At 65.1% G+C, this 19,618-nt stretch carries 21 protein-coding genes; 12 read left to right on the top strand and 9 right to left on the bottom strand.

Annotation, left to right across the window (positions count from 1 at the left end; all coding sequences use genetic code 11):
- Positions 1-64: 64 nt before the first annotated feature.
- Entirely contained in the window at positions 65-802 is a 738-nt protein-coding gene (locus tag GOPIP_RS11835) for an MgtC/SapB family protein (RefSeq protein WP_006369885.1), read from the top strand.
- Entirely contained in the window at positions 799-1,014 is a 216-nt protein-coding gene (locus GOPIP_RS11840; protein ID WP_035727821.1) for a hypothetical protein, read from the top strand. Before GOPIP_RS11835 ends, GOPIP_RS11840 begins: the two co-directional genes overlap by 4 nt.
- Before the next feature lie 151 nt (positions 1,015-1,165).
- Here GOPIP_RS11840 and GOPIP_RS11845 read toward each other — a convergent pair whose 3' ends face one another.
- Entirely contained in the window at positions 1,166-2,059 is an 894-nt protein-coding gene (locus tag GOPIP_RS11845) for a helix-turn-helix domain-containing protein (RefSeq protein WP_006369886.1), read from the bottom strand.
- Positions 2,060-2,161: 102 nt separating this feature from the next.
- On the opposite strand from GOPIP_RS11845, the gene GOPIP_RS11850 reads away from it, so the two are divergent.
- Genes GOPIP_RS11850 through GOPIP_RS11860 form a run of 3 tightly spaced genes read left to right on the top strand, consistent with a single transcriptional unit; the run spans position 2,162 to position 4,474 of the window.
- Positions 2,162-3,046 carry an aldo/keto reductase gene (locus GOPIP_RS11850; protein ID WP_006369887.1) on the top strand — a complete coding sequence of 295 codons (885 nt, stop codon included), beginning with the start codon at positions 2,162-2,164 and terminating at the stop codon, positions 3,044-3,046.
- Between the two features lie 11 nt (positions 3,047-3,057).
- Complete coding sequence (locus GOPIP_RS11855; protein ID WP_006369888.1) at positions 3,058-3,432, top strand: DUF2255 family protein; 375 nt, start codon at positions 3,058-3,060, stop codon at positions 3,430-3,432.
- Between the two features lie 25 nt (positions 3,433-3,457).
- Positions 3,458-4,474, top strand: coding sequence for an aldo/keto reductase (locus GOPIP_RS11860; RefSeq protein ID WP_006369889.1), 1,017 nt, complete (start codon positions 3,458-3,460; stop codon positions 4,472-4,474).
- Positions 4,475-4,639: 165 nt separating this feature from the next.
- Here GOPIP_RS11860 and GOPIP_RS11865 read toward each other — a convergent pair whose 3' ends face one another.
- Genes GOPIP_RS11865 through GOPIP_RS11895 form a run of 7 tightly spaced genes read right to left on the bottom strand, consistent with a single transcriptional unit; the run spans position 4,640 to position 10,858 of the window.
- Positions 4,640-6,094, bottom strand: a complete 1,455-nt coding sequence (locus GOPIP_RS11865; RefSeq protein ID WP_006369890.1) for a purine-cytosine permease family protein — start codon at positions 6,092-6,094, stop codon at positions 4,640-4,642.
- Positions 6,095-6,128: 34 nt separating this feature from the next.
- Positions 6,129-7,172, bottom strand: a complete 1,044-nt coding sequence (locus GOPIP_RS11870) for an LLM class flavin-dependent oxidoreductase (protein ID WP_006369891.1) — start codon at positions 7,170-7,172, stop codon at positions 6,129-6,131.
- A 14-nt stretch (positions 7,173-7,186) separates the two neighbouring features.
- The gene (locus tag GOPIP_RS11875; RefSeq protein ID WP_006369892.1) at positions 7,187-7,408 is read right to left on the bottom strand and encodes a tautomerase family protein; all 222 of its coding nucleotides are present in this window, start codon (positions 7,406-7,408) and stop codon (positions 7,187-7,189) included.
- A gap of 1 nt (position 7,409) precedes the next feature.
- Complete coding sequence (locus GOPIP_RS11880) at positions 7,410-8,912, bottom strand: aldehyde dehydrogenase (RefSeq protein ID WP_006369893.1); 1,503 nt, start codon at positions 8,910-8,912, stop codon at positions 7,410-7,412.
- Positions 8,905-9,636 (bottom strand): alpha/beta fold hydrolase, encoded by a 732-nt coding sequence (locus GOPIP_RS11885; RefSeq protein WP_006369894.1) that lies wholly within the window; start codon positions 9,634-9,636, stop codon positions 8,905-8,907. Before GOPIP_RS11885 ends, GOPIP_RS11880 begins: the two co-directional genes overlap by 8 nt.
- Before the next feature lie 53 nt (positions 9,637-9,689).
- Positions 9,690-10,244 (bottom strand): amino acid synthesis family protein, encoded by a 555-nt coding sequence (locus GOPIP_RS11890; protein ID WP_006369895.1) that lies wholly within the window; start codon positions 10,242-10,244, stop codon positions 9,690-9,692.
- A complete protein-coding gene (locus tag GOPIP_RS11895; RefSeq protein ID WP_035727825.1) occupies positions 10,238-10,858 on the bottom strand; it encodes an amino acid synthesis family protein in 621 nt (206 codons plus the stop codon). The genes GOPIP_RS11890 and GOPIP_RS11895 overlap by 7 nt, the downstream gene beginning before the upstream one ends.
- Positions 10,859-11,130: 272 nt before the next feature.
- On the opposite strand from GOPIP_RS11895, the gene GOPIP_RS11900 reads away from it, so the two are divergent.
- The 6 genes from GOPIP_RS11900 (at position 11,131) to GOPIP_RS11925 (ending at position 15,910) form a co-directional block, all read left to right on the top strand.
- Positions 11,131-11,559: an ester cyclase gene (locus tag GOPIP_RS11900; protein WP_006369899.1), complete on the top strand. Its 429-nt coding sequence runs from the start codon at positions 11,131-11,133 to the stop codon at positions 11,557-11,559.
- 2 nt (positions 11,560-11,561) lie between these two features.
- Entirely contained in the window at positions 11,562-12,077 is a 516-nt protein-coding gene (locus GOPIP_RS11905) for a flavin reductase family protein (protein WP_006369900.1), read from the top strand.
- A gap of 43 nt (positions 12,078-12,120) precedes the next feature.
- A complete protein-coding gene (locus GOPIP_RS11910; RefSeq protein WP_035727828.1) occupies positions 12,121-12,822 on the top strand; it encodes a GntR family transcriptional regulator in 702 nt (233 codons plus the stop codon).
- Positions 12,819-13,436 carry a 3,4-dihydroxy-2-butanone-4-phosphate synthase gene (locus GOPIP_RS11915; RefSeq protein WP_006369902.1) on the top strand — a complete coding sequence of 206 codons (618 nt, stop codon included), beginning with the start codon at positions 12,819-12,821 and terminating at the stop codon, positions 13,434-13,436. Before GOPIP_RS11910 ends, GOPIP_RS11915 begins: the two co-directional genes overlap by 4 nt.
- A 120-nt stretch (positions 13,437-13,556) precedes the next feature.
- Positions 13,557-14,201, top strand: a complete 645-nt coding sequence (locus tag GOPIP_RS11920; RefSeq protein ID WP_006369903.1) for a TetR/AcrR family transcriptional regulator C-terminal domain-containing protein — start codon at positions 13,557-13,559, stop codon at positions 14,199-14,201.
- Entirely contained in the window at positions 14,198-15,910 is a 1,713-nt protein-coding gene (locus GOPIP_RS11925) for an acyl-CoA dehydrogenase family protein (RefSeq protein WP_006369904.1), read from the top strand. Before GOPIP_RS11920 ends, GOPIP_RS11925 begins: the two co-directional genes overlap by 4 nt.
- Here GOPIP_RS11925 and GOPIP_RS11930 read toward each other — a convergent pair.
- The gene (locus GOPIP_RS11930; protein ID WP_006369905.1) at positions 15,891-16,781 is read right to left on the bottom strand and encodes a LysR family transcriptional regulator; all 891 of its coding nucleotides are present in this window, start codon (positions 16,779-16,781) and stop codon (positions 15,891-15,893) included. The genes GOPIP_RS11925 and GOPIP_RS11930 overlap by 20 nt on opposite strands.
- Positions 16,782-17,191: 410 nt before the next feature.
- Between GOPIP_RS11930 and GOPIP_RS11935 the strand changes: the two genes are divergently transcribed.
- Entirely contained in the window at positions 17,192-19,588 is a 2,397-nt protein-coding gene (locus GOPIP_RS11935; RefSeq protein WP_006369906.1) for an acetyl-CoA acetyltransferase, read from the top strand.
- Positions 19,589-19,618: the final 30 nt, after the last annotated feature.

Here is a 19,618-nt window from a genome sequence, read left to right on the forward strand (position 1 = left end):
CGGTGACCCGTGTTCGACGCGGATCGCGGCCCCCACCACAGGAACCCCGCGCGATAATCGGTGGATGACCCACCTGTCTGTAGCGATCGACGCAGCCCACGGCCAGGAGTGGCGACAGTTCGGCGAACTCCTGCTGGCATTTGTACTGTCGTCGGTGATCGGACTGGAACGCCAATTCCGGGGCAAGAGCGCCGGATTGCGCACCCAGACGATCGTCGGCACGGCGTCCGCCCTCATCGTGCTGGTCAGCAAATACGGATTCGGCGACGTCCTGGAGAACGGGCAGGTCGTCCTCGACCCCTCACGCGTGGCCGCTCAGATCGTCTCGGGGATCGGATTCCTCGGAGCTGGACTGATCATCACGCGGCGTGGCGCCATCCGGGGGCTGACCACCGCGGCATCGGTGTGGGAGACCGCGGCGATCGGTATGGCCGCGGGCGCCGGGCTGCCACTGTTGGCGTTACTGGTCACCGGCCTGCATTTCGTCATCGTCTTCGCCTACACACCGCTCGGACGGTTCGTGAGCGCACGTGGCCTGGCGGAGCGCTCGTACACCATCACCTACGAGGACGGTCGCGGCGTGTTGCGCGACCTGCTCGCGACATGCACCGCCCAGTCATGGACGGTGGACTCCCTCACCATCGCCGATCGACATCGCCCCCGAGCCGCCGACGGGAACGAGATCCCGCTCGTCATGATCACCCTGCGCTTCCACGGCCGCGGAGCCGATGCTGCCACCGGCACGCTGGCGGCGATCGATGGGGTGGTCCGGGTCGATCACGGGGACGAGGACGACGAGTGAGCGGAGCGTTGCGACAGTGTCACATCGAAAAACGCAGCCGCCCGGCCAGCCGTACCGAGTACGACGTGCCGGGCGTGTGCGTTGATGCGTCGGGTCAGATGAAGCTGACGACCAGGTTCCAGACCGAGGCGAAAACGTTCCAGATGGCGATGATCATGTTGATTCCTTTTCTGTGGCAGCAGATTTCGTTGAGTCGCTGCGTTTCTTGCTGACATGATCAGTCTGCAATCGCCGCTTGCGGATCGACAATGGGGAGAACTCCCCGTCGACCCTCGCAAGCGCGTGAACTGCGGGAATTCAATCCACGATCATTCGAATGATTGATGGTTACGGGCATGACCGGTTGCCCGAGCGGGCACTCGCTCATCCGAGCGCGTGATGCTCGGTGTTCATCTGCTCCTGCCCTGCCGCCCAGGAAGCAAGCAATGCCAGGCCGTCGGCTGCGGGGGTGTCGGCCGCGGCGGTGTAGATGTTCAGTTGCAGGCCCGGTTCCGAGGACAATTCCATGCTTTCGAAGTCGAGGTCGAGTCGCCCGACGACGGGATGGTGGATGCGCTTGTGTCCGCTGCGGTGGAAGCGCACATCCTGCGACGCCCACCGCTGTCGGAAACGTTCACTGCACGTGGATAATTCACCGACGAGTTGGATCAGTGCCTTGTCGTGCGGATTGCGGCCGGCCTCGAGTCGGAGCATGGCGGCTGCGTCGGCGGCGATCTGCTCGTAGTCGACGAAGAACTTCTCGGCTTCGTCCGGCCGAAGGTAGACGAATCGAGAGGTGTTGGCGGGGCGTCGAGGATCTGCGAGAACCGGTGAATACAGTGCGCGGGCAAGCTGATTCATCGCTACGATGTCGTGCCGACCGTTGCGTACCCAGGCCGGGGCGTTGGTGACGGCGTCGAGTACCTGCTGGATGACGGGCCGCACCGTCGTCGCCGGCGTGCGGGGACGTCGGGTGCCGGCACCGGTCTGCGACGCGCGGGCGAGCGCGAACAGGTGGTCGCGTTCGGCCTCGTCGAGTTGCAGGGCCTCGGCAAGCGCGGCGAGCACGCCGTCCGACGCACCGGCGAGATTGCCGCGTTCCATGCGGACGTAATAGTCGACCGAGACCCCGGCGAGCATGGCGACCTCCTCCCGACGCAGCCCCTTGACGCGACGATTGCCGCCGTAGGCGGGCAGACCCGCCTGTTCCGGGGTGATTCGTGCACGCCGCGAACCGAGGAAGTCGCGGATTTGGGTGCGTAGGTCGGTGGTGCCCATGTTCTTCAGGGTAGGTACGACGCCGCCGACCTGACAGGTAATGCCAGTACCTGGTTCGACGAGACCTCCCTCGCCGGTCCCGCCGCGCGTAGCGTCGGACCCATGGCGATTCCCACCTTTGAACTCAATAACAACGTCCTCATCCCGGCCGTCGGGTTCGGCGTGTTCCAGACTCCGCCGGAGGAGACGACGGCGGCGGTGACCACGGCACTGGAATCCGGCTATCGCCACATCGACACCGCCGCAGCCTATCTCAACGAGAAGGGCGTCGGCGAGGCCATCCGGCGCTCTGGGCTCGACCGTGATGAGCTGTTCATCGAGACCAAGGTGTGGATCAGCGATTACGGCTACGACGCTACCCTGCACGCCTTCGACAAGGCCACGGGCAAACTCGGCGTCGAACAGATCGACCTGCTGATCCTGCACCAAGCGCTGCCCGGGGAATTCGAGCTCACCATCGACGCCTACAAGGCCCTCGAGACCCTACTGGCCGACGGCAAGGTGCGGTCCATCGGCGTCAGCAACTTCATGCCTGAGCATCTGACCCGACTGTTCGACGCGACCTCGGTGATCCCGGCGGTCAACCAGATCGAGGTGCACCCCTACTTCCGGCAATCCGCTCTGCTCGAGGCAAACGCCGAGCACGGCATCCTCTCGCAGGCGTGGTCGCCGATCGGCGGTATCACCTTCTACCGCGACGGCTCGCACGGCTCCACCCTGCAGGACCCGACCATCGGGACAATCGCTGACACACATGGGAAAACGCCCGCCCAGGTGATGCTGCGCTGGCACCTCCAGCAAGGACGGCAGGTCATCCCCAAGTCCGTGACACCGTCGCGGATCGTGGAGAACTTCGACATCTTCGATTTCGATCTCACCGCCGACGAGCTCGCCGCGATCGATGCACTCGACACCGGCGTGCGCGGCGGTCCCGAACCCGACGTCATCACCCGCGAGAACTTCGGTCGCGACATCCCGGAAGCGTGAGGACACCACCCATGAGCACTTGGCCGGCTGATGCCGTACATACCCTGACCGCGCCCCAAGAGGTGCATCTCGCGACCCGCCGACACGACGGCAGCCTACGCAATCCGCGGATCATCTGGATCGTCAGCGTGGGCGACCGGATCTTCATCCGCTCCACCAACGGACGCAACGCATCCTGGTTCACCTGGGCCATCGCCACCGGCAACGGACAGATCACCGCACGTAGCAACAGCTTTGACGTCACCTTCACCGAAGTCGACAGCGAGGACGACCTCGCCGCCGTCGACCGCGCCTACCGCGACAAGTACGGCAGCTACGCATCCATCGTCGACCACCTCGAAGAACCCGGCCCGCGCGCCGCGACCCTCGAACTCACACCCGCCTGACACACACGACCAAGGAGACACGCACATGCAGACACGCCCGTTGGGACGCACCGGAGTTCAGGTCAGTCCACTGTGCCTGGGAGCAATGATGTTCGGCCCCTGGGGCAACGACGATCGCGCCGACTCGATCCGCATCATCCACGCCGCGCTCGACGCCGGCATCAACTTCGTCGACTCCGCCGATGTCTACTCCGGCGGCGAATCGGAAGAGATTGTCGGAGAAGCACTCCGCGGGCGCCGCGACGACGTGGTGCTGGCCACGAAATTCTTCATGCCGATGGGCAAGGACCCCAACCACCGCGGCGGAAGCCGTCGCTGGATCATCCGCGAGGTCGAAAACTCGTTGCGCCGGTTGGGTACCGACCACATCGACCTCTACCAGGTCCACCGGCCCGGTCCCGATACCGACGTCGAAGAAACCCTCGGCGCGCTCACCGACCTCGTCCGGGCCGGCAAGGTCCGCTACATCGGATCGTCGTCGTACTCCGGTTCACAGATCGTCGAAGCCCAGTGGGCGGCCAAGGACAACCACTTCGCCCGCTTCGTCACCGAACAGCCGCCGTACTCGATCCTGGTGCGCGGCATCGAAGAAGACGTCCTGGCGACCACCCGGCGTCACGGCATGGGCACGCTCACCTACAGCCCACTGGCCGGTGGGTGGCTGTCCGGCCGGTGGCGCAAGGACGCCGCCTCCACGCCGACCTCCGCCGCTCGCCCCGGCGCCCGATTCGACATGAGCATCCCCGCGAACCAGCGCAAGCTCGACATCGTCGAAGACCTCGCGCAGCTCGCCGAGCAGGCCGGCATGCCGCTGATCGAACTCGCCATCGCGTTCGTCATCAACCACCCCGGTGTCACCGCCGCGATCGTCGGCCCCCGCACCATGGAGCAGCTGCTGTCCTACCTACCCGCCGCCGAGACCACGCTGTCCGCAGACATTCTCGACCGCATCGACGAAATCGTCGCACCCGGCGTCACCATCAATCCGGATGACAACAGCTACGGCACACACGAATTGACCATCGGCGCTCGACGGCGTTGATCGAAGACGGTCACCAGGCGGCTGCTCGCCGTCAAGCGACCTTGCGCCGTACTGTTGTGTCGCTCCTCCGTGGCGCAAAAGTACGGCGCCGAGGTGTTGACTCACCCAAAGCGGAAGTGGGACCGCATAGGAGTGCGATCCCACTTCTCGTACTTCACCCTGAAATCAGATCACGGCGTCGGCCTCACCGTGCTGATCGGCGAAGACGGGCTTCTTCCGATGCCACAGTGGTGGCAGTCGATGCAAGAAGATGAATGCCACACCGCCGACTATGAAGCCCACGAAGTAGGAGAGGTCGCCCAATTCGGGGAAGCTCTTGGCCATCGGCCCGACAAAGAAGGACAGATTCCAGAATGGCATCGAAGCGACCGTACCGATCAGCCATGCGACGAATCCCCACTCGAGTATGCGACGTGAATCGTAGAGCTCGGCGATCCGACGCCGGTCGTGGCGGTGGCCGAGTACGTAATCCAGCAAAAGCACGGCACCGTAGGGCGCGATCAGGTAGGCGCCCATGAAGAGGAACGTCTTGAACTTGGCCTCGAAACCCTCGTCGGCCCACAGACCGACCACATACGCCGCCGCGCAGATGAGGATGACTGCAGTTCGCCGGCTGACCGGGATACGAAGTGTCTGAACCGAGATCGCTCCTCCGTAGACGTTGAGGAAGTTCTGCGAGAACGACGAGATCAGCACGATCAACAGGGCAACCACGTGGAAGGGACCGGTGAGGCGTTCCAGGGCTTCGATCGGGCTCTCGCCGCTGGCGGCAGAACTCCCCAGCAATGCCCCTGCGATGCCCAACCACGACAGCGATATGAAGTTGCCGGCGAATGTCCAGACACCGGTGGCGCGATTGATCTTGTCGTCATCGGGAAGGTAACGAGAGTAGTCGGAGGCGAACGGCCACCAGGCGATCAGGAATGACAGGAAGTAACCGGAGAACGTGATCCACCCTCCCCAGCCACCGATCCATCCCGAGGCGTGCGGGTTTGTACCAAACCCTCCTTGCCATCCCCGGCTCACCGACACGATGGTGATCATGGCGAAGCCGAAGAACAACACAACGGCGAGGATGCGCTCGAGGTAGTGGATCATGTTGTAGCCGAACACTGCAACGATGAGCTGCAACACCACCAGGACGAGGGTACCCAGCCAGTACGGTATCGCCGGCACGAGTGCCTTCAATGCTTGGCCGCCGAGGATGACGGTGACCGCAGCCCAACCGATTCCGGCGAAGATGTTCACATAGGCGACGGGGATGAAGTTTCCGAAGAAACCCAGGGGCCCTCGAGCCTGGATCTGTTGTGCCACACCGAGCCGGCCGCCCATCCGGGAGAGCACACCCATCACGATTGCTCCGACCCCGGAGCCGATGACGATCGCGGAGATCGCCGCCGGCAGCGATAGTCCAAAGCTGACCGCGACGAAGCCGAGCACCATGATCGGGAAGTTCATCCCTGCGGCGAACCAGATGAAGAACTGCGAGACAGGCTTTCCGTGTCGCTCGGAGTCGGGGATGGCGTCAACCCCGTAGGGCTCGACTTTCGCGATCTTGTTGCGGTAGTGGTAGTCGGGCGTGACTTCACCCGTGGACGCGACGGAGACGTCTTGACTCATCGCGGTCACCTTTCGTTGAGGGAGCAGGTTCGAGTTACGAGAACTCGGGTACGACGTGTTTGATGAACATCTCGAGCGAGTCGCGCTTGCGCTCGTGGGAGAGACTGTTGTCGATCCAGAAGCTGAATTCGTCGACGCCGAGAGCTTGATACTCGTTGAGGCGCTTGATGACTTCATCCGGCGTGCCGATCATTGCCGTGCGGTGCAGCGAGTCCAGCTCGAACTCGGGCCGGGACTCGAACTTCGATTCCGGACTCGGCTCGAGGAAGCCGTCGACCGGTGTGGTCTTGTTTCCGAACCAGGCGTCGAAAGTGCGGTAGTACTTCGAGACGCCCTCGGCGGCGACGCGCCATCCGTCGGGATCATCGGGCGAATGCACGTGGGTGTGGCGCAGCACCATGATCTCGGGCCGCGGTACCTCCGGGTGGTTGGCCACGGCAGTATTGAATTTCCGCGTCAGGTCGACGACTTCTTCGTCGCCTTTCATCAGCGGCGTCACCATGACGTTGCAGCCCTCGCGAACGGCGAAGTCATGAGAATCGGGGTCGCGCGCAGCCACCCACATCGGCGGCGTGGGTTGCTGGATCGGCTTGGGCACACTGGTCGAGGTGGGGAACTGCCATATCTCGCCGTCGTGGGCATAGTCGCCCTGCCACAGCTTGCGGACCGCAGGCACCAGCTCACGCAGGTGCTTACCACCGTCGGTGGCGGCCAGACCCGGGGTCATCCGGTCGAACTCGAATTGGTATGCACCACGCGCCAATCCGACCTCAGCGCGGCCGTTCGAAATGACGTCGAGCAGAGCGGTCTCGCCGGCGGCGCGGATCGGGTTCCAGAACGGTGCGACGATGGTTCCCGCTCCGAGGCGGATGGTGGAGGTCTGGCCGGCGAGGTAGGCAAGCAGCGGCATCGGGCTGGGCGCGATGACGTACTCCATCGAATGGTGCTCGCCGATCCAGACAGTGCTGAAGCCGCCGGCTTCGGCCATCTGCGTGAGTTCGGTCAGGTTGCCGAAGAGTTCTCGGTGGCTGACGCTGTCGTCCCAGCGTTCCATGTGTACGAACAGTGAAAATCGCATGGTGGTCTCCTTGTCTACTGTTCTGTCGGTGCTGTTGTTGGGTCCGCGGAGTCGCGCTCGGCGATGCTCACGTCGTTGGACGCCCACAGGTCGCGCGGGACCTGTCGGACGATGATGTGAACGTTGCGCGGGAGCGCGTCGACGGTGCGCACCGCGGCCGCGTGCAATTCATGCATCAATGCTCTGAGCTGATCCGGCGTGCGGCCCTCGGCGATGCTGACCTCGATCAACGGCATGTCAGCTCCGCATCACGAAGGGATCGGCGACGGGCTCCTCGGCGGTGTTGATCCAGATGCTCTTGAGCCGCGTGTATTCCTTGATGGTCTCGGTACCGTGCTCGACGCCCACACCGCTGGTCTTGAATCCCTGCCGCGGCGACATCGGCGACATTGCGCGGTAGGTGTTGACCCAGATGGTGCCGGCTTCGAGACGGCCCGCCATCCGGTGTGCGCGTGAGAGATTCGTCGTCCATACCCCGGCTGCGAGTCCGTAGTCGGTGTCGTTGGCGAGGCCGACGACCTCGTCCTCGGTGTCGAACGGCATGATCGCGGCGACCGGGCCGAAGATCTCCTCCCGGACCACCCTCATGTCGTTGTGGACGTCCACCAGCACGGTCGGTTCGTAGTAGTAGCCGCCGAGTCCGCCGTCGCTGGTGCGTCCGCCGGTCAGGACGCGCGCACCCTCGCCGCGACCGAGGTCGACGTACGAGGCGACCTTGTCACGCTGAGCTTCGAAGGCGAGCGGGCCGAGTTCGGTGGCGTCATCGAGCGGATCGCCGATCTTGATCCGGCGCGCCCGGTCGGTCACCCGCTCGAGTAACTCGTCGTAGACGCCGCGCTGGGCGAAGATCCGGCTGCCGGCGATGCACGTCTGTCCGGCGGCGGCAAAGATACCGGCCACCACGCCCATGGCTGCGTTGGCGACGTTGGCGTCGTCGAAGACGATGTTCGGCGATTTCCCGCCGAGTTCCAGCGTCGATCCGATGAAACGGGAGGCTGTGGCCGCGGCGATCCGCGAACCGGTGGCGGTACTGCCGGTGAACGAGATCTTGGCCAGTCCGGGGTGGTCGACCAGCGCTTGACCTGCTTCGGCACCGAAGCCGGTGACGACGTTGACCGCGCCGGGCGGGAAACCGGCCTCCAGGGCCAGTTCGGCCAGGCGCAGAATGGTCGCCGAGGTGTACTCGGACGGTTTGATGACCACGGTGTTGCCGACGCACAGTGCGGGCGCCAGCTTGCTGGTCGTGAGGGTCAGTGGCGAATTCCACGGGGTGATCGCACCGACGACGCCGAGCGGTTCGCGGTTGGTGTAGTTGATCACCGCGCGATCCGATGTGGGGATGACATCGCCTTGGATCTTGTCGGCAAGGCCGGCGTAATAGTAGTAGTACTCCGGTAGCGTCGCGAGCTGGCCTCGCATCTCGCGCAACAGTTTTCCGTTGTCCTGACTCTCCGAACGGGCCAGATCCTCGGCGTTCTCGGCGATGAGGTCACCGAGCCGACGCAACAGATGTCCACGGCGGGTCTGACTCAGGTCCCGCCATCGGGGATCGTCGAAGGCGTTACGTGCCGCGATCATCGCCGCGTCGATGTCGGCGGCGTTGCCACGAGCCACCTCGTAGAGCAGTGCGCCGGTGGCGGGGTTGGTGCTCTGGAAGTAGTCGCCGGATTTCGGGGCAACGTGTTCTCCGCCGATGAAGTGGTCGCGTCTGGTGCGGTCGGCCACGGTGTGCTCAGACATGGGCGTACTCTCCGATGAAGGTGATCAGGTGATTCGCTAGTTCGGCGGGACACTGCACCGGCAGCATGTGCCGGCCACCGGCGACGATGGCTTCTCGGCATCCCGGAATCGATTGGGCCAGACGATGGGTCATCTCCGGAGTGGATCCGGGATCGAGCTCACCGGTGACCGCGAACGACGGGACATCGATATGGTCGAGCTCGGGCCCGATCTCGGCGTCTCCGGTGGCGAAAACCCGATAGCAATTGAGGAAACTGTCGCGATCGGTGGCGCGCAGCACCTTCCCGGTCTCCTCGACGGTCTCCGACGGCACCTCGGTGCCGTCGTACCAGCGACGCAGCGACGCCGCTGCACTCGCGCTGAAGTCCTTCTCGGCGACGTGCAACCGACCCAGGACCGCCTCACGCTCAGCAGGGGTGCGCTTGCACACCGAGCTGACCGACGTGAGCGAAGCGATCGAGTCGGGCCGGAAACGCGCAATATGCTGTGCCACAAGAGCACCCAGCGAGAATCCGACCAGATGAGACCTCGCCGGGATCTGCGAGGCCACACCATCGGCGAGGTCGCGCAGCGTGATACCCAGCGGTGCCGGCGGATTGACGCCATGACCGGGCAGATCGGGACTGATCACGGTCATACGGTCGCCGAGGCGGTTGATCAATGGCGCCCACATCTGGTGATCGAGCCCCACTCCGTGGAGAAGGACTATCGTCGGTCCGGTCATGGCGTTGTGCTCCTCAGGTTTCGATCAGGGGCGTGTCGTCAGAGCGTGCTGGATCAGCGCTCGGTCGACAGATCGGCGAGGCGTTGCTGCGGCCGCCCCTGTGCGGCGGCAGCGAGTGCGATGACGATCTCGTCGGGGTGCGGCGCATCTGCGATGCGCACCTCGACAGTCTGATGATGTGACCGGATCGTCGCGTCGGTGATGTGCTTGAGCGGGATATCGAAAATCACCCCGGCCGGCCCACGCTTCTCGACGGCAGGAAGCAGAGTGGTGGCATCGGCGGCCTTGCGGAAGTGATCACCGAACTTGAGGGTGTGGATCAGACCGGACCCGTGCTCGATCTCGCCGTTGAGACCGACGATCGCCGCCTTGCCGTAGGCCTGCGCCGGATCGCCGAGCGCCTCGAGGACCGACGGCGCCAGCAGCGCACCCAGGTCGGAGGCGTTGGCATCGATGCCGGGCGCCAGATCATCCACGAACCCTTGTCCAGACCAAGGATTTTCGATCACGGCGGCGACGATAGCCACACGCGCGGCGGGAGTCACGGCACGGCCGCCCTCGGTCCGGATTTCTTCAACGATGGTCACGATCTTGCGGATGTTCAGCATGGGACACCTTCCAGGGTTGTGATGGAGACTGCAGGGTCGGTCTTACGGTCGCCGATGCGCGGATGCGGCCGGGGACCGGTGGAGCCGGCGGCGACGATGACCAGTTCGTCGGCGCGTGGCGCGTCAGAGACGCGGGCGGACACGGTCTGATAGTGACTGCGGGTGGCGGCGGATGTCTTGTGCCAGAGCGGTACGACAAGTGTCTCGCCGGCGTCGGCACGGGTGTCGGCGAAGCAGATGATCGACTCGCCCTCGAGGAACTCACGCATCAAGTTGCCGAAGTACGGGGTGTGTATGAGGGCGCCGCCGTGCTCGATCTCACCGGCGGACCCGACGATTGCCGCCTTTCCGAATGCCTCGATGGCCTCCACGCCACCAAGCGCGTCGATCAACTTCTCGGTGACCAGGCGTGCCAGGCCCGGCGCAACAGCTTCGACCTCGCGGGAGAGATCGCGTGTGGGGCCGGTGCCGACCCACGGGTTGTGTACCACCACGGCGACGCTGGCCTGAGCGATCGGCCGGACGGGCTCGGCCTGCGCCTCGGTGACGATCTGTTCGCGGTACACCACGACTTTGCGTATTTCAGCGTGAGTACCCGGTTCGTTCTCTTGCATGCCACAGCACGCTATGCGATGCAGTGACACAGGTCAAGAGAATGGCAGAAATTCCCTGCCACAATGGCCCAAACGATGATCGGAAGCGATGAAAGTCCTGTTAGAAGCATGTTAAATCACCTGGTGGGCACGCTTGGCGCCAATGAGACCGAGAGGCGATCTGGCGCACTCGTTGACACCGCTCGTGATGCGGCTTACATTCTGTTGTATGCAACAGGGTCTCAGGTATGAGATCGGCTTGTATACCAGCCACATCAAGAGAGGACGAGAAGATGTCCACATCTGCACTTCGGGCCGGTCGAATCCGCGAAGTTTGGGATGCAGCATGGGATCGCGGCGACGTCGATGCCTTCGACGATCTACTGGGACCCGACTACCGCAGGATCGGCAGTTCTGGTGACGCCCAGGGCCGCGCAGCATTCAAGGACTCGATCGTGGCCACGCGAGCGGCATTTCCGTCGTTGGTGACCACGATCGACGACATCGTCGAAGATGGCGACCGGGTTGCGATCCGGTGGCACAGCACCGGGGTACACCAGAACTCCTTCCTCGGCGTTCCGGCGACCCGGCGCGAGGTGACGGTCAGCGGCGCCACCTTCGCCCGATTCGCCGACGACGTCATCGTCGAGGAACACGTGACCTGGGATCCGCGGGCCCTTCTCGCGGCGCTCGGCATCATCAGCATCGGACAGGACCAGTGACCATGAGTACAGCCGACCATCACACGCGCATGCACCCGGATATCAACGTGATGAAGCAGGTCAACCGCCAGTTCGTCACCGGGGTGACGGTGGTGACCGCGATGGACGCCGACAAACCCCGCGGACTCGCCGTCAATGCCTTCTCCAGTGTGACGCTGGAGCCGCCGACGGTGATGGTCGCCGTGCAGCGAACGTCGTCGACGCACGAATGTCTTTATCGCGCAGAGCATCTGGCTATCAACATTCTCTCGGTCGATCAGCTCGACGTTGTCGGGGTGTTCGCGACCAAGTCGGACGACAAGTTCGCCGCCCTGGACTGGACACCCGGCCCGTTCGGCAGTCCGCTGATCGATCGCAGTAGCGCGCAGATGGAAGTCGAGATCCGCGAGCGGCTGCAAGCCAGCACGCACACACTGTTCGTCTGCCGGGTCCTACACGCGACGGCGAGCGACCGCGCTCCCATGGTGTACGGCGCGGGTAAGTTCTTCGACGGTGGCGCACTGACACCGATCAGCTGACGCCGATGTGCGAGGCGGATGCCGTGACGACGGAGTCGTTGGGATGAAGGAGAATGCGATGGTCATCAATGGGACAGGCAACGGATCGATCCAGGCACGTCTGGTCACCGAGATCCGTCGTCGTATCATCGCCGGCGAGATCCTACCCGAGGTCAACATCTCCGAATTGGCTCTCGCCGAAGAGTTCGGTGTCAGCCGAACACCGGTCCGCGAGGCATTCAAACAACTGCAGACCGAGGGGCTCATCGAGATACGGCCTCGCGTAGGTACTTTCGTCACCACGCCCTCGCGCCGCGAGATCACCGAACTCTTCGAGATGAAGGAACTACTCGAGGGCGCAGCGGCGCGCTTACTCGCCCAACGCGGACGCGTCCCTGAACTCGACCTCCTCGAAGAGAACCTCCGCCAAGCCGATGAGGCAGTGGCCCGCGACGACCGCGACCGCTACGCCGAACTCGTCGAGGAGTTCCACAACCTGCTCATCGTCGGTGCCGACAACAAGAAACTCGAAGCGCACTACCGGACTCTGATGAACCAACTCGCCTATGCCCGCCTGGTCCATACCTCACTCGGTCAGCCCGGTCGCGCACTGCAATCCGACCGAGAGCACCACCACGTCGTCGATCTGATCACCGCCAAGGATGGCGACAGCGCCGAACGCGTGATGCGCGAACATGTGCGCGCCAGCCGGCAGGCGTTACTCATCGGACTCGACTCCACCCCCAAGGGAGGGCCAACCTCATGACTGCCACCCTCGACCGTCCAGCTCACACAGCAGACGAGCCCACGCCATCGCCGAAGGCGCAGAACGCCCGCCGGTGTTCTTCCGAGACAATCCTTCTCGATGAATCAGGCGCCCTACTGGTGTTCGCCGCAGATGTCGCCACGACAGCACAACTGGCTTTCGCCATCAGGCATTCGTCCGGACTGGTACACGCCGCCATGCCCTCGTTTCTCCTCGACAAGCTCCGCATTCCCGATCAGCCCGTGTTTGCTTCCGAGGACTCGCGGCTGTCGTTCACCGTCGCAGTTGATGCTGCTAACGGAATCGGCACCGGCATCTCCGCGCACGATCGGGCGCGCACCCTGCGCGTACTGGCGGACGGTTCGAGTGTTCCGGACGACCTGGTCCGGCCCGGTCACGTAATGCCGGTCCGGTGTGATGACGGCGGCTACCGGAGTCGTCGGCGCTGCTGGGAACTCGCCGTCGAGCAGGTAACCGCACAAGGCCATGCACCTGTGGCCGTGGCCGTGCGGCTGGTCGACGAATCCGGCGACATCCTCGACCCGGCAGCGGCCTTCTCGTTCGGAGTGACTCACGGAATCTCGGTCTCCGATGTGCGCGAGTCCTCCTACTAGACCCTGACACCTCATGGCGTGTGGCGGCGGTCGGTCGCCGACGCCTGCCCCCCTGCCTGCCCCCTTGCGCACCCCACCCCTCCCAATTATTGTTTTCCATACAAACACTAGGGAGTCACCGTGACCACTGCACGTCGCGCCAGCCGCGAGGCCGGCAAGGCCACCCGCAGCGCACTGCTGCGTGCGGCCGGTGAAGTGTTCGCCGAGGTCGGGGAGACCGCGTCGGTGGCGCAAATCTGCGCCCGGGCCGACGCCTTTCCCAATCAGGTCACCTACTACTTCGGGTCCAAGGAACAGTTGTTCGTCGAGGTGGCGTGTGCGGCGGTGCTGCGCGCCGGTCGGCATGCCGAGCAGGCCGCGGCGTCGGCGACAACGGTCCGTGACTACACCCGCACCCTCGTCGAGACCCTCCTCGGCCCGCAGTCGCGCAACGTCGAACTGTTCACCACCGCCATGCTGCTGGTGTCACGTCGCACCGATCTACGCCCCCACATCACCGAAACGCTGTCCACCCTGCACGACCGCGGCGAGGCCGCGCTCCTCGACACCCTGGTCCGCACCGGATGGCAGCTGCGGGCCGAGATCGGCGTCGAGGCCCGGGCCTTCTGGTCGGCGATTTTCGGTTTGACCGTCCAAAATGCAGCCACCGGAGACGAATTGGGGACATCCGTCGCCGAGGCCGTCACCGTTCTGTTCACCAACATGGGCATCCCCGACAGCGTGCTCGACCAGCCGCTGACCCCCACCGGAAAGGCATCGCCGTGACCTGGACCGACCCGACCACCACCAACCCGAGCACCACCGCCGAAACGGCCCACCCGCAGCCGCATCTGACCCACACGGTCTTCAATCAGTCCGGACCGCGCGTCGACGTCAACGAGTACGAGCTGAATATCGTTCTGCAAGAAGCTGTTGCGCGTCACGACGCGGGATGGGCCGAGGCAGAGCTGCGTGAGGTCGGCGCGCTGGTCGGCAGCGCGGAGTTCCAGCGCGACGCGCACTTGGCCAACACCATCACCCCTGAACTGCACACCTTCGACCGGTGGGGCCACCGCATCGACGAGGTCGAGTACCACCCGTCGTATCACCGCATCATCTCCGCATCGATTTCCCATGGCGCCCATACCCGTTGCTGGGCCGACCCGCAGCCGGGCTCACATGTCGCCCGGGCCGCGGTGTTCATGCTCTTCGGTCAGATCGAGCCGGGCCATGCCTGCCCGGTGTCGATGACCCATGCGGTGATCCCGTCACTGGAACTGCAACCCGACGTCGCCGCCGCCTGGGTACCGAAAGCACTGTCCCGCAGCTACTCTCCCGAACTGTCCGCCGACAAGGCATCGGCGATCTTCGGGATGTCGATGACCGAGAAGCAGGGCGGGTCGGATGTCCGCGCCAACACCACCGTCGCCCGACCGGTCGGCGCGGGCGGCCCGGGCGCGGAGTACCTGCTGACCGGGCACAAGTGGTTCTGCTCGGCGCCGATGTCGGATGCGTTCCTGGTGCTCGCACAGGCGCAGGGCCCCGGCGGTGAGGGACTGTCGTGCTTCCTGCTCCCCCGCGTGCTACCCGACGGAACCCGCAACGTCTTCCGCATCCAGCGGCTGAAGAACAAGCTGGGCAACAAGTCCAACGCGTCCAGTGAGATCGAACTCGACGGCACCGTCGCGCTGATGGTCGGCGAGCCGGGCCGCGGAGTGCGCACCATCATCGAGATGGTCGCCCAGACCCGACTGGACTGCGTGCTGGGCAGTGCCGCCGGGATGCGGCAATCCGTCGCCGAAGCGGTGTGGCATGCCCGCCATCGCGCGGCATTCGGTGCGACGCTGGCCGACCAGCCGGCCATGACCGCCGTATTGGCCGATCTCGCACTGGAATCCGAGGCGGCCACGGTCACCGCGATGCGCCTGGCCCGCGCCCACGACGAGGATGCCTCGGACACCGAACGTGCCTTCCGTCGCCTGGCGACCGCGGTGGCCAAGTACTGGATCTGCAAACGCGGCCCGCATCACGCCTACGAGTCCCTGGAATGCCTGGGCGGCAACGGATACACCGAGGACTTCCCGCTCGCCATGCGCTACCGCGAACAACCGGTGATGGCCGTGTGGGAGGGTTCGGGCAACGTCATCGCCCTCGACGTGTTGCGCGCCATGACCCGTGAACCGGAATCGGTCGGCGCCTTCGACGCCGAAGTGAACCTGGCACGCGGTGCGCACGCCGACCTCGACGCCCACCTCGACCGGTTGCGCAACCAACTCGGCGAACTCGCCGGACTCGATGCCGCAGCCGCTCAGCGCAACGCGCGACGGGTCGTCGAATCGATGGCGCTGGCGCTGGAAGCGTCTCTGCTCGTACGGTTCTCACCGACCGAGGTCGCCGAGGCATTCATCGCCGCGCGACTCGGCACCGACCGCGGATTCGAGTACGGCACCCTACCCACCGGCACCGACCTGGAGCTCATTCTGTCTCGTCAGTGATCCCGACCGCGTCGAGGATGGCGTTACGGATCCTCGACGCGGTGTTGGGCAGCCACATGGCCATCACCGGGGTCATCGGCGGATCGTCGAACGAGACGACGCGAATCTGGTTCTGGTACAACCATCCCGGCTGATTGGTGACGAACGCACACGCATCCGGATGGGTGATCACCGACATGTGCGGTGGAGTGCCACGCAGATTCGACACGACGATCTCCGGCTCGAAACCCGCTCGGCGACAGTACGACACGATCATGTTCTTGTAGTCGTCCTCGAGTTCGGACACCACGATCGGATGATCGGCGAGATCGCGCATCGCACACGTCGGATTCTCCGACAGCGGATTGTCGGCGTTGACCGCCAGCCGCAGCTCGTGTCGAGTGGCGATGGCGCCGGCGAGATCGGTCGGCGCGGTGTGCGAGCGGGCGAGCACCATGTCGACGTCGCCGGACATGATGGCATCGCGGATGTCACCCGGCCAGAGCGGCTTGACCGTGATCAGCAACGACGGATCGGCCAACACCGCACCCTCGATGACCTGGAACACCTCCGACGGCGCCAACCCCGGCGTGTGCCCGATGGAGAACGGGTCGGGCTTGTTGTCGTCGATCATCTTGACCTCGGCCGCGAGATTCGACCCGCCCGCCAACAACGGGATCGCCCCCTCGTAGAGCGCAACCCCGGCCGGCGTGGGCGTCAGGGTTCGTCGCGACCGAGAGAACAACTCGACGTCGAGTTGCCGCTCGAGTTCGCGAATCGCGACAGAAAGCGCCTGCTGGGAGATGTAGAGCCGCTCGGCCGCCACCCGCAACGACGGGGCATCGACCACCGCCATGAACATCCGCAGCCGTCGAAGATCGAGATCGCGCATTACCGGCCTACCGCCTTTCTCGCCCCACCCTCAAGGTCGCCTTGTTGGAAGACAACATATCCGATATCGATGAGCGTCGTTTGTCATTCTATTGTTGTCAATACCCCCAGTGGTTGACCGCGTCCGGGTGGACAATGAGTCAGAGCCCATTTCCCGCACGCGATCGGCGTGGCATCGGGGGTGCCATGTCGTCGACCGGCAGCCGACAAACAGCCGCACGCTGGCGCTTTACCGCGGGGCGATCCACATCACGGCCCCGCACGCCGCGGCACAGAGGGGTTGCCGCGGCGTACGGTCACGTCCTTTCCCGCGGCCCGTCGATCGTGCATTCTCACAGGCGCATCGGTAGCGCCGCCTGGTCACATGGAACGATGGTGAGCACATGTCTCATGTGACCGGGAGGACACCGCATGACCCACGAGGCCCAGTTGCACGACCTCGATCCGCGCACCCCCGTCATCGTCGGCGTCGGGCAGGCGTCCGAGCGCATCACCGACGCCGACTACCGGGGTCTGGGTGAGGCCGATCTGGCCGCCCGCGCGCTCGATGCGGCACTGACCGACACCGGCGTCGCACCCACCGAGGTGGCACGGGCCGTCGACACCGTCGTGGCGGTGCGATCCTTCGAGGTGTCGAGTCCGCTCTCGTCGTCGCCGCTGGGCCGTCCGGACAACATGCCGCGCGCGGTCGCCGGCCGGATCGGGGTCACGCCGCGGCGCGCGGTCACCGAGGTGGTCGGCGGACAGAGCCCGCAGAAACTGGTCGACGAGTTCGCGCAGTCCATCGCCGACGGCAATGCGGACGCTGTGCTGATCTTCGGCTCAGAGGTGATGTCGACGGTTCGGCACGCGCTCAAGTCTCCGCCCGCCGAAGCGCGCCCCGACTTCTCCGAGACGGTGCCCGGCGATCACGAGGACCGCGGATTCGGGCTCAAGGGCCTCACCTCGGTGCAGGAGGCGCGACATGGACTCCTCGAGCCGATCACCCAGTACGCACTGCTGGAGAACGCCCGGCGGCACCGTCGGGGACTGTCCCGCGCCGACTACGCGCGGTCGATGGCCGAACTGTTCGCCCCGATGTCGGTGATCGCGGCCACCAATCCGCATGCGGCGTCACCGGAAGCGCGATCGGTCGAGGAAGTCGCGACGGTGTCGGACTCCAATCGCGAACTGGCCGAACCCTATACGCGCCTGTTGGTCGCGCGCGATCAGGTGAACCAGGCCGCGGGGGTCGTCGTGATGTCGGTGGCCAAGGCCACCGAACTCGGAATCGATCCCACGCGTTGGGTATTCGTGCACGGACACAGCGATCTGCGGGAGCGGCCGTTGATGGAACGCGACGACCTGTCGACGAGTCCCGCGTCGATCGCCGCGATGAACACCGCCCTCGACATGGCCGGCCTCACCCTCGACGACATCGCCTTCCTCGATTTCTACAGCTGTTTCCCGATCGCGGTGTTCAACATCTGCGATGCCTTCGGCCTGCGCGCCGACGATCCGCGTGGGTTGACCGTCACCGGCGGACTGCCGTACTTCGGCGGGCCCGGCAACAACTATTCGATGCACGCGATCGCCGAGGTCGTCGATCGAGTGCGTTCGCGCCCTGGCACTTTCGGTCTCGTTGCCGCCAACGGCGGGCTGATGAGCAAGTACTCGGTGGGCATCTACGCCACCACACCGACCCCGTGGCAGGCCGGCGACGATGCCCGCATCCAGCGAGAACTCGACAGCCGACCGTCCGTCGACGAGCGACGCAATGCCGACGGCGCCGCGACCATCGAGAGTTTCACCGTGTTGCCCGCCGACAAGAATGGGCGCCGTAAGTCCATCGTCGTCGGCCGGCTCGGCGACGGCGCGCGCTTCGTCGCCAACGGCGCCGAGGGCGATGATGAACTCCTCGAATTGCTGACCGGGAGTGACGATCCCATCGGCTCACCGATCTACGTCCGGTCCTTCGCCCGCGGCAATCGCGTGACCGTTTCCGATGAGCGGATGTCCGAGTTGTTCCCGGTCGGACCGCACGGCTTTCGGGCAGAGTACGAGAACGTCGTCGTCCGTCGGGACGGCCGTGTCCTCGAGGTGACGATCAACCGGCCCGCGGCGCGTAATGCACTCGACCCGGCGGCCAACGCCGAACTCGACGAGATCTTCGACGCCTACTTCGCCGACCCCGACCTCTGGGTGGCGATCCTCACCGGAGCGGGCGACAAGGCGTTCTCCGCCGGAAACGACCTGGCGCACATGGCCGGAGACGCGATGCTCGCGGTCCCGAAGAACGGCTTCGGCGGGCTCACCTCACGCCGGGAACTACCCAAGCCGGTGATCGCCGCCGTCAACGGCGTGGCCCTCGGTGGTGGTCTCGAGATCGCTCTGGCGTGCCACATCATCGTCGCCGACGAGAAGGCGAGTTTCGGTCTGCCCGAGGTGAAGGTGGGCCTGGCCGCTGCCGCGGGCGGACTCGTTCGGCTACCGCGCGCGATCGGCCCGGCACTGGCCCGCGACATGATCCTCACCGGCCGCCGCATCGACACCGCCGAGGCCTACCGCATCGGTCTGGTCAGCCGCATCGCCGACCACGGCCAGGTACTCGTCGCCGCACGTCAAGTGGCACAGGAGATCCTGGCCGGCTCGCCGACGTCGGTCCGGGCATCGTTGCAGGCAATGGCCGACGCCGAGGCCATCGACGATCCGGTCGAGGCGATCGAGGCGACCTCCTCGGTCCTCGACTCGCTGCTGATCAGTCAGGACACCATCGAGGGGATCAGTGCGTTCGTCAGCAAGCGTCCGCCGCGGTGGACGGGGCGGTAGCGATTGGCGCCGGTGCACCGTTGTGGTGCG

It is taken from the genome of Gordonia polyisoprenivorans NBRC 16320 = JCM 10675, from assembly GCF_000241325.1.
GTDB lineage: Bacteria > Actinomycetota > Actinomycetes > Mycobacteriales > Mycobacteriaceae > Gordonia > Gordonia polyisoprenivorans.